This is a genomic window from Edwardsiella hoshinae NBRC 105699 = ATCC 33379 (assembly GCF_000474215.1).
Taxonomy (GTDB): Bacteria; Pseudomonadota; Gammaproteobacteria; order Enterobacterales; family Enterobacteriaceae; genus Edwardsiella; species Edwardsiella hoshinae.
Genome location: NZ_BAUC01000066.1, coordinates 1 through 3823, shown reverse-complemented (window position 1 = coordinate 3823; position 3823 = coordinate 1). Strand labels below are relative to the sequence as shown.

Genomic DNA, 3823 nt, shown 5'->3' with positions numbered 1-3823 from the left:
CGCTGAAGGCTGACGCTAAACGGCCCGGCGTTCAAGTACGGTGTTGATGTCATTTTGCGTATCCAGGGCGTGCTTGGGCAGATGCTTATCCTATGTAATACCGGTCGTTGTGAGCGATCTCGCTGGCCCTTCCCTTTTCCGTTGTCTTCGCAGATTAAAGGCCTCTCGTGCAGCTAGGATGGCTCCCGTCAGTGGAGGTGCGAGCGGTAGATTTCGGTGTCTGTGATGATTTATCCACGGTTTGTCGTCGATAATCGGGTAGACTAGGGTTTGTTTAGTCAGGATGAGATAGTCGTTTCATGTCCAAGCTCCTTACATCACTTAGTGAATTTACCACCTTTGCTTTGCCCGCCCAGGCTGAGCTGATCGTGCAGGCGGACAACGCTGCCGCGTTGCTTGCGCAATGGCAACAGGCGCAGGCGTGTCAGCAACCTGTTCTGATCTTGGGCGGCGGGAGTAATGTCTTGTTTATGGAAGACTTTGCCGGTTGCGTGATCCTTAACCGTATTCTTGGCATTCAGGTGCGTGAGGAGGCGGAACATTGGCATCTGCACGTCGGTGCTGGTGAAAACTGGCATGATTTGGTGCGTTATACGCTCGATCAGGCGATGCCTGGCCTCGAAAATCTTGCTTTAATCCCTGGTTGTGCAGGTTCGGCACCGATTCAAAATATCGGTGCCTATGGCGTCGAGTTTCAGCATGTGTGTGAGTATGTGGATGTGTTAGATCTGCGCACTGGCGATACGCAGCGTCTGTCAGCCCATGACTGTGCCTTTGGTTATCGTGAGAGTATCTTCAAGCATCGTTACCGTGATGGCTATGCGATCATCGCGGTAGGACTACGTTTGAACAAGCGTTGGCAGCCTCACTTGAGTTATGGCGATCTTGCGCGGTTGGATGAGGCCACAGTAACGCCGCGGGCGGTGTTCGATGCAGTTTGCCAGATGCGGAGAAGCAAGTTACCTGATCCGGCTCAAAATGGTAATGCGGGCAGCTTTTTCAAAAATCCCGTAGTGGAGGCGGTGACGGCCTTAGCGATCCGTCAGCAGTATCCGCAGATGCCTTACTACCTTCAGCCTGATGGTCGGGTGAAGCTGGCTGCGGGATGGCTCATTGACCGTTGCGCATTGAAAGGGTGGCGGATCGGCGGTGCGGCGGTGCATCGTCAGCAGGCATTGGTCTTAATCAATGAAGCACAGGCGAGCGCCAGCGATGTGATTGCGTTAGCACGTCATGTGCGTCAACGAGTCGGTGAGACGTTTTCTGTCTGGCTGGAGCCGGAGGTCCGTTTTATCTCCGCACATGGAGAGGTGGATGCAGTGGAGGCGTTAGCATGAGAGACATCACGGTTCCGTTGAAGTTGATCGCCTTACTGTCCGACGGTGACTTTCATTCCGGCGAGCATCTTGGCGAATCGCTCGGGATGAGCCGCGCCGGGGTCAACAAACATATTCAGACCCTACGTGATTGGGGGATCGATGTTTTTACCGTCCCCGGTAAAGGTTACTGCTTACCGGCTGCGATGCAGTTGCTGAGTGCTGAGGCGATTACGGCCCAGTTGCCGCAGTCTCGGGTAACAGTGTTGCCAGTAGTGGATTCTACCAACCAATATCTATTAGATCGCATCAACGAACTGCAATCTGGCGATGCTTGTGTCGCCGAGTACCAGCAGGCCGGGCGCGGTCGTCGCGGTCGCCAGTGGTTTTCTCCTTTTGGCGCGAATCTCTACCTCTCCATGTATTGGCGGTTGGAGCAGGGACCTGCCGCGGCGATGGGATTGAGTTTGGTGATCGGCATTGTGATGGCCGAGGTTTTGCGTGAGTTGGGTGCCGATGACGTGAAGGTAAAGTGGCCGAACGACCTCTATCTCAATGATCGTAAGCTTGCAGGGATCCTCGTCGAGTTGACTGGAAAGACTGGGGATGCGGCAAATATCGTGATCGGTGCAGGGATCAATCTGATGATGCGTAATCCTGATGCTAAGGTGGTTGATCAGCAGTGGATCAACCTGCAAGAAGCGGGGGTAAGCATTGATCGTAATCGTCTGGTCGCCTGCCTACTGGGGCGGCTACGGGCGACACTCACCGAGTTTGAGTTGCGCGGATTGGCGCCATTCATTGCGCGTTGGCGTGCGTTGGATAACTTTATCGATCGTCCGGTGCGATTACTTATTGGCGAACAGACTATCCATGGCATCGCCCGAGGTATCGATGCCCAAGGGGCGTTATTGCTAGAGCGGGACGGGGTGGTTACCCCCTTTATCGGTGGCGAGATTTCGCTGCGGGCCGGCTGAGTGGAACGGGAGAGCATGTGCTCTCCCGTCATCGTGTAGCGTGCCGGACGTATTATTTGCGCAGGCGAACACTCTCTATCGCGTGATTGCAGCCTTTGGTCAGGATCAAGCTGGCGCGTTCGCGAGTGGGTAAGATATTTTGCCGCAGATTCAACCCATTGATCTCTTTCCATAGTCCACTGGCGATGGCGATAGCCTCCGACTCCGGCAATTGTGAGTAGTGGTGGAAATAGGAGTCAGGATTGGTAAAGGCACCTTCACGGAACTTCAGGAAGCGGTTGATATACCATGCCTGTAACTGCTCTTCGGCCGCATCAACATAGATCGAGAAATCGACAAAGTCAGAGACAAAAACTCGATGTGGATCGTGTGGATAATCCATTCCGCTTTGTAGGACGTTCAATCCTTCTAAGATCAGAATATCTGGGCGATCGATGATTTTGTCGCCGTCGGGTACGACATCGTAGATCAAATGTGAATATTGCGGTGCCCTGACCTGCGCCACACCGGATTTAATGTCGGAGACAAACTTTACCAGTCGATGCATATCATAAGACTGCGGGAAGCCTTTCTTCTTCATTAGGCCACGCTCTTGCAATACTCTATTCGGATGCAGGAAGCCATCGGTGGTAATCAACTCGACGCGCCGATGTTCCGGCCAACGGCTGAGCAAGGCTTGGAGTACACGGGCGGTGGTACTCTTACCGACAGCAACACTGCCGGCAATGCCGATGATGTAAGGGACGCGTGGATTGTGCGTACCAAGAAACTTCGCTAGCACGGCCTGACGGCTGACGCTGGAGCTGAAGTAGAAATTCAGCAAGCGTGAAAGCGGCAAATAGATCTGGGCAACCTCGTCCAGGGAGAGATCTTCATTAATACCCTTGAGACGGGTAATTTCGTCTTCGCGCAGCGTTAATGGGACGGAATTACGCAATGCCGCCCACTGTTGGCGATCGAATTGCAGGTACGGGGTCGCCAGGGATTGCTCTTTCTTCATATGCCAGTGTCTGCCTGTCAGCGCAAGATGGAAACGGCGCGGACGCCAACTCCAGAGAAATCGAGTCGCTTATTATAGACAGCTTCGCTTAGGGTGCAGCGCTTTTTTCCTAAACTTGCGGCAATCTGTCAGCGGATAGGGATGCTAGTGTCCTGATACATCGCTGGTAGCGATGATCTGGGACGCGGAGTAGGGGGCGAGGTAGGGGAGACCAGCGCTATGCGTAAGCGAGACACTGGACTTTCTTCTTCCCTGACTTTGGATTATGCTTGTGCGCGATGTGTTGCTGCAAACGATGTGCGTCCGCTTGATTGCAGGCATGTAGAACGGTGAATCACTCGTTTTGCGTGTTTTATGAGCGAAGAAGCGTAAAATCGAATTTTTTTGTTGCATAGCTGACGATCACTACCTAGAATGCGCGCTACTTGATGCCGGCTTAGCTCAGTAGGTAGAGCAACTGACTTGTAATCAGTAGGTCGCCAGTTCGATTCCGGCAGCCGGCACCATCAAGTACAACAATCCGGTGTGGT

Annotated in this window: 3 protein-coding genes and 1 tRNA gene; 3 read left to right on the top strand and 1 reads right to left on the bottom strand. The window is 53.4% G+C overall.

Annotated features, from left to right (window positions below; translation table 11 throughout):
- Positions 1-299: 299 nt before the first annotated feature.
- Both murB and birA read left to right on the top strand, forming a co-directional pair.
- Complete coding sequence (murB, locus tag EHO01S_RS16830; protein WP_024525034.1) at positions 300-1337, top strand: UDP-N-acetylmuramate dehydrogenase; 1038 nt, start codon at positions 300-302, stop codon at positions 1335-1337.
- Positions 1334-2293 (top strand): bifunctional biotin--[acetyl-CoA-carboxylase] ligase/biotin operon repressor BirA, encoded by a 960-nt coding sequence (birA, locus tag EHO01S_RS16825; RefSeq protein WP_024525033.1) that lies wholly within the window; start codon positions 1334-1336, stop codon positions 2291-2293. Before murB ends, birA begins: the two co-directional genes overlap by 4 nt.
- A 52-nt stretch (positions 2294-2345) precedes the next feature.
- On the opposite strand, the gene coaA is transcribed toward birA, so the two are convergent.
- Complete coding sequence (gene coaA / locus EHO01S_RS16820) at positions 2346-3293, bottom strand: type I pantothenate kinase (protein ID WP_024525032.1); 948 nt, start codon at positions 3291-3293, stop codon at positions 2346-2348.
- 430 nt (positions 3294-3723) lie between these two features.
- Here coaA and EHO01S_RS16815 point away from each other — a divergent pair.
- Positions 3724-3799 (top strand) — tRNA-Thr (locus EHO01S_RS16815).
- The last annotated feature ends 24 nt before the right edge of the window (positions 3800-3823 follow it).

Bases quoted from the DNA above. Each gene is read 5' to 3' on its own strand.
- murB (WP_024525034.1), top strand. From the start codon at position 300: ATGTCCAAGCTCCTTACATCACTTAGTGAATTTACCACCTTTGCTTTG.
- birA (WP_024525033.1), top strand. From the start codon at position 1,334: ATGAGAGACATCACGGTTCCGTTGAAGTTGATCGCCTTACTGTCCGAC.
- coaA (WP_024525032.1), bottom strand. From the start codon at position 3,293: ATGAAGAAAGAGCAATCCCTGGCGACCCCGTACCTGCAATTCGATCGC.